General features: G+C 68.2%; 5 protein-coding genes. 4 read left to right on the forward strand and 1 reads right to left on the reverse strand.

Going from position 1 to position 5,372, the window contains the following annotated elements:
- Positions 1-59 precede the first annotated feature (59 nt).
- Positions 60-1,688: an acyl-CoA carboxylase subunit beta gene (locus tag ACFVJS_RS26110; RefSeq protein WP_378886440.1), complete on the reverse strand. Its 1,629-nt coding sequence runs from the start codon at positions 1,686-1,688 to the stop codon at positions 60-62.
- 61 nt (positions 1,689-1,749) lie between these two features.
- Between ACFVJS_RS26110 and ACFVJS_RS26115 the strand changes: the two genes are divergently transcribed.
- From ACFVJS_RS26115 to ACFVJS_RS26130, 4 genes are all read left to right on the forward strand, one after another.
- Positions 1,750-2,538: a biotin--[acetyl-CoA-carboxylase] ligase gene (locus ACFVJS_RS26115; protein WP_378886442.1), complete on the forward strand. Its 789-nt coding sequence runs from the start codon at positions 1,750-1,752 to the stop codon at positions 2,536-2,538.
- A gap of 37 nt (positions 2,539-2,575) precedes the next feature.
- Positions 2,576-3,526 carry an adenylate/guanylate cyclase domain-containing protein gene (locus ACFVJS_RS26120; RefSeq protein WP_378886444.1) on the forward strand — a complete coding sequence of 317 codons (951 nt, stop codon included), beginning with the start codon at positions 2,576-2,578 and terminating at the stop codon, positions 3,524-3,526.
- A 249-nt stretch (positions 3,527-3,775) separates the two neighbouring features.
- Positions 3,776-4,075: a winged helix-turn-helix domain-containing protein gene (locus ACFVJS_RS26125; protein WP_040757211.1), complete on the forward strand. Its 300-nt coding sequence runs from the start codon at positions 3,776-3,778 to the stop codon at positions 4,073-4,075.
- Positions 4,076-4,171: 96 nt separating this feature from the next.
- A complete protein-coding gene (locus ACFVJS_RS26130; protein ID WP_378886446.1) occupies positions 4,172-5,329 on the forward strand; it encodes a 5-(carboxyamino)imidazole ribonucleotide synthase in 1,158 nt (385 codons plus the stop codon).
- Positions 5,330-5,372: the final 43 nt, after the last annotated feature.

A 5,372-nucleotide genomic window follows, 5' to 3' on the forward strand; every position in this document is an offset into this window, starting at 1 on the left:
GACTCGGCGCGCTCGCGAAGAAGCAGGCAATAACCCGCTCCTCCCTCGCAGCGCTCGCATCACAGCGGGATATTGCCAAGCTTCATAGCGGGGAGGGTCTCGCGCTGGGTGCGCCGGAGGCGCAGCGCGCGGGTGACCTCGGCGCGGGTCTCGTGCGGCGGGATGACCGCGTCGACGTAGCCACGCTCGGCGGCGATGTAGGGGTTGGCGAGGGTGGTCTCGTACTCGTCGATCAGCTCGGCGCGCTTGGCCTCGACCTCGTCGGTGCTGGCGCCGGAGGCCTCCAGGTCGGCCAGGGTGCGGCGGTGGATGATGTTGGCTGCGCCCTGGGCGCCCATGACCGCGATCTGGGCGGTGGGCCAGGCGAGGTTGATGTCGGCGCCGAGGTGCTTGGAGCCCATGACGTCGTAGGCGCCGCCGTAGGCCTTGCGGGTGATGATGGTGACCAGCGGGACGGTGGCCTCGGCGTAGGCGTAGATCAGCTTCGCGCCGCGGCGGATGATGCCGTTGTGCTCCTGGTCGGTGCCGGGCAGGAAGCCGGGCACGTCGACGAAGGTGATGACCGGGACGTTGAAGGCGTCGCAGGTGCGTACGAACCGGGCGGCCTTCTCGGAGGCGTCGATGTCGAGGGTGCCGGCGAACTGCATCGGCTGGTTGGCCACGATGCCGACGGGACGGCCCTCGATGCGGGCGTAGCCGATGATGATGTTGGGGGCCCACAGCGGCTGGACCTCGAGGAACTCCTCGTCGTCGACGATGTGCGAGATGACCTCGTGCATGTCGTAGGGCTGGTTGCCGCCGTCGGGGATGAAGGTGTCGAGCTCCAAGTCGAGCTCGGTGATCTCCAGGTCGGCACTCTGCCCATTCGGGGCGTCGTAGGCCGGCGGCTCCTCCATGTTGTTGGAGGGCAGGTAGGAGAGCAGCGCCTTGACGTACTCGATCGCGTCGGCCTCGTCCGAGCCCATGTAGTGGGCCACGCCGGACTTGGAGTTGTGGGCGAGCGCGCCGCCGAGCTCCTCCATGGTGATGTCCTCGCCGGTGACGGTCTTGATGACGTCGGGGCCGGTGATGAACATGCCGGAGGTCTTGTCGACCATGATCGTGAAGTCGGTGACGGCCGGGGAGTAGACGTGGCCGCCGGCGCAGTTGCCCATGATCAGGCTGATCTGCGGGATCACGCCGGAGGCGTGGACGTTGCGCTTGAAGATCTCGCCGTACAGACCCAGGGAGACGACACCCTCCTGGATACGCGCGCCGGCGCCCTCGTTGATGCCGATCAGCGGGGAGCCGGTCTTGATCGCGAGGTCCATGATCTTGGTGATCTTCTCGCCGTAGACCTCGCCCAGCGACCCGCCGAAGACGGTGAAGTCCTGGGAGAAGACGCAGACCTGGCGGCCGTCGATGGTGCCGTAGCCGGTCACCACGCCGTCACCGAAGGGCCGGTTCTTCTCCAGGCCGAACGCGGTGGACCGGTGGCGGGCCAGCTCGTCGACCTCCTGGAAGGATCCCTCGTCGAGCAGCATCTCGATGCGCTCGCGGGCGGTCTGGCGTCCCTTCGCGTGCTGCTTCTCGACTGCCTTGGCGGAGCCGGCGTGGACGGCCTCGTCGAGACGACGCTCCAGCTCGGCCAGCTTTCCGGCGGTGGTGTGCAGGTCGATCTCGGGCTGCGGGGTGGCTTCGGCGCTCACGGTGCTCCTTTGGACTTCGTGCGGTGCGGGGGCCAATCTAATGCCCGTGCCACCTTTCGCGATGCGACGCCCGTCACTTGACCCTTCCCGGCTCGATGCGCTAGCGGGCGGATGGCGGGTCGAGATCCTCGACTCGACGCCGTCGACGAACGCCGAGCTGGCCGCACGTGCGCGCTCGGGCGAGGCGCCGGGCCTGGTGATCACCACCGAGCACCAGACGGCGGGCCGTGGCCGGCTGGACCGGGGCTGGACCACCCCGGCCCGCGCGGCGCTGACCGTCTCCGCGCTGCTGCGTCCCTCGGCGTCGATCCCGGTGGAGCGGTGGCCATGGCTGCCGCTGATGACCGGTGTCGCGGTCGCGTCCACCTTGCGGACGAAGGGGTACGCAGCCGGGCTGAAGTGGCCCAACGACGTGCTCATCGAGGGCCGCAAGGTCTGCGGCATCCTGATCGAGCGGATCGAGGGCCCCGACGGCGCGGCCGCGGTGATCGGGTTCGGGCTCAACACCTCGTTGACACGGGAGGAGCTGCCGATCGAGACCGCCACGTCGTTGGAGCTGGAGAGCGGCGCACCCGTCGACCGCACCGAGATGCTCGCGGCGCTGCTCGAGGAGCTGTGGGCGGCGTACGAGATCTGGGGGTCGGATCCCGACGAGCTCGCTCGCCGCTACCGGGAGCTGTCGGTGACGGTGGGGGAGCAGGTACGTGCGGAGCTGCCGGGCGGGGACGTCTGGGAGGGCGTGGCGACCGAGATCGACGACTTCGGCCGGCTGGTCATCGCGACCGGCGAGGGGACGCGGGTGGTCGGCGCGGGCGACGTGATCCACGCGCGGCTCCGCCCGAGGTCGTGACGGGCGGGTGTGAAGCGCCGAGTGGCATGATCTGTTCGTGGCGAAATCGAAGCAGCCCGTCAACCTGACCTCGGCGGAGGTGGCCGAGAAGGCCGGCGTGAGCCTGGACCAGGCGAAACGTCTGTGGCGTGCTCTCGGGTTCCCGGAGATCGGGGACGACGAGGCGTTCTTCGACGAGGCCGACGTGCACGCGCTGGCCAAGGCCAACGAGATCTCGAGCAACGGCCTGGTCAGCTTCGACCTGGTCGTCAATCTGACCCGCGGCATCGGGCAGTCGATGGCGCGGCTCTCCGACTACGAGGTGTCCGCGCTGCTGCACCACGTCGAGACGCAGAACGAGGACGAGCGGTCGCCCGCCGAGCTGCTGAAGGCGACGGTCTCGGTCTCGGAGCAGTTCGAGAGCGCCTTCGAGGAGATGATGACCTTCGCCTGGCGCCGCCACATGCGTGCCGCGCTCGCCCGGGCCGAGGCGTCGGTCGCGGGGCCCGAGGAGCAGCTGGGGACCGTCTGGCAGACGGTCGGGTTCGCCGACATCGTCTCGTTCACCGCACTGTCGAACACGCTGACCGAGGAGAAGATCGGTGACCTGGTCGAGCTCTTCGAGTCGCGATGCGCCGACGTGGTGGCGACCTGGGGCGGCCGGATCATCAAGTCCCTGGGCGACTCGGTGCTCTTCGTGAACGACGACCCGCTGCAGGCCTACGGCACCGCCGAGGGGATCATCAACGTGATCGGGCGCGACCCGAGGATGCCGGACGTACGCGTCGGGCTGGCCTCCGGCAACGTCGTCTCGCGTCTCGGCGACGTCTTCGGACCGCCCGTGAACATGGCCGCGAGGCTGACCGCCGTGGCCCGTCGCAACCGGATCATCATCGACGAGGCGACCGCGGCGGCGATGCCGGAGGACGAGTTCGAGACCCGTCGACTGGCTGCCCGGCCGGTGCGAGGCTTCGGGATCGTGGAGCCCGTCGCCGTCCGTCGTGTCTGAATCGTGACCTTCGAGAGTGTCGCTGACCTGCGGTTTCGCGGATTTGTTCACATTCCGTTGTAGTTAACAGTCGATCAACGCCGAGGGTCGATTGCTTTACCTCGTCGTGCCTTCGTGGGCATGGTTGAGAGCGTCATTCGGGGGCGCACGTTTGTCATGCCCATTTCGTTGCAGCCTGGCACGAAAATGTCAGTGGCAATATCGTGCAATCCTTTGCCAAGGGCTCTTTACCTCCCTAATGTCGATCTCATGATCGAGGTACAGGAGATCAAGCTCGACCCGGAAACCCGGCGAGCATGGCGGAACGATGAGGAGCTGACGCTCTCTCGCAAGGAGTTCGACCTGGTTCATGCCCTGATCAAGAGGGCTGGCGACGTCGTCTCCCGCGACGAGTTGATGAGGGACGTGTGGAACGCGACCTTCTACACCTCGTCGAAGACCATCGATGTGCACCTTGGGTGGGTGCGTCGCAAGCTCGGCGACGACCCCCGCAAGCCCCATCTGATCACCACCCTGCGCGGCAAGGGACTGCGCTTCGAGAAGGCCTGACCTTCTCTCAACCTGCCGGGAGCCGGATTTCGCGGATGTCGTGAGGGGGATCCGCGAAATCGGCCCCAGCAGGTCAGTTTCCTTATTCTGTCCGTCGTGACCCTCGCACCGACACTTGCGATCATCGGCGGTGGCCAGTTGGCCCGCATGATGGCTCAGCCCGCAATCGCGCTCGGCCTCCCGCTCCGGCTTCTCGCCGAGGGTGAGGGTGTGTCGGCCGCCCAGGTCATCCCCGACCAGTTGGTCGGCGACTACCGCGACCTCGACACCTTGAAGAAGGTCACCGAAGGGTGCGACGTGGTCACCTTCGACCACGAGCACGTCCCGACCGAGCACCTGCACGCACTCGAGGCCGCCGGTGTCGCGGTCCGGCCAGGGCCCGACGCGCTCGTCCACGCTCAGGACAAGGGCGTCATGCGCGCCCGCCTGACCGAGCTCGGCATCCCCTGCCCGCGCAACGCCATCGTGTCGTCCGTCGACGAGGTCGAGGCGTTCGGCTTCCCGTGCGTGCTCAAGACCACCCGCGGCGGTTACGACGGCAAGGGTGTCTGGGTCGTACGCGGCGTCGCCGATGTCGCCGAGCCACTCCGCGTCGCCGAGGAGGCGGGTGTCCAGATCCTCGCCGAGGAGCTGGTCGACTTCCGCCGCGAGCTCTCCGCGATCGTGGCCCGTTCGCCGAGCGGTCAGGCCGCTGCGTACCCGGTCGTGCACACCTACCAGGAGAACGGCGTCTGCAAGGAGGTCATCGCTCCGGCGCCCGACCTCTCGCCCGAGCTCGCCGTCGAGGGCGAGCAGATCGCGCTGCGTATCGCGGGCGAGCTCGGTGTCACGGGCGTGCTCGCGGTCGAGATGTTCGAGACCGTCGACGGCCGCCTGCTGGTCAACGAGCTCGCCATGCGTCCTCACAACACCGGCCACTGGACCCAGGACGGCGCCGTCACCTCGCAGTTCGAGAACCATCTGCGTGCCGTCATGGACCTGCCGCTGGGCTCTCCCGCGCCCCGCGCGAAGTGGTCGGTGATGGTCAACATCCTCGGCTCCTCGCAGCCGGACGTCGGCCGGCTCTACGACGGCTACCCGCACGCCATGGCCCGCGACCCCCACCTCCGCGTCCACCTCTACGGCAAGGAGATGCGCCCGGGGCGCAAGGTCGGCCACGTCAACGTCTACGGCGACGACCTCGACGACTGCCTCGAGCGCGCCCGCCACGCCGCCGACTGGTTCCAGGGGGACCTCGGCAACGACTCCGACTGATCCCCGAAGCGTCAGCCGCGTCGGCCGAGGCGTCAGCTCGGTC

This window comes from Nocardioides sp. NPDC057772, from assembly GCF_042798075.1.
GTDB lineage: Bacteria > Actinomycetota > Actinomycetes > Propionibacteriales > Nocardioidaceae > Nocardioides.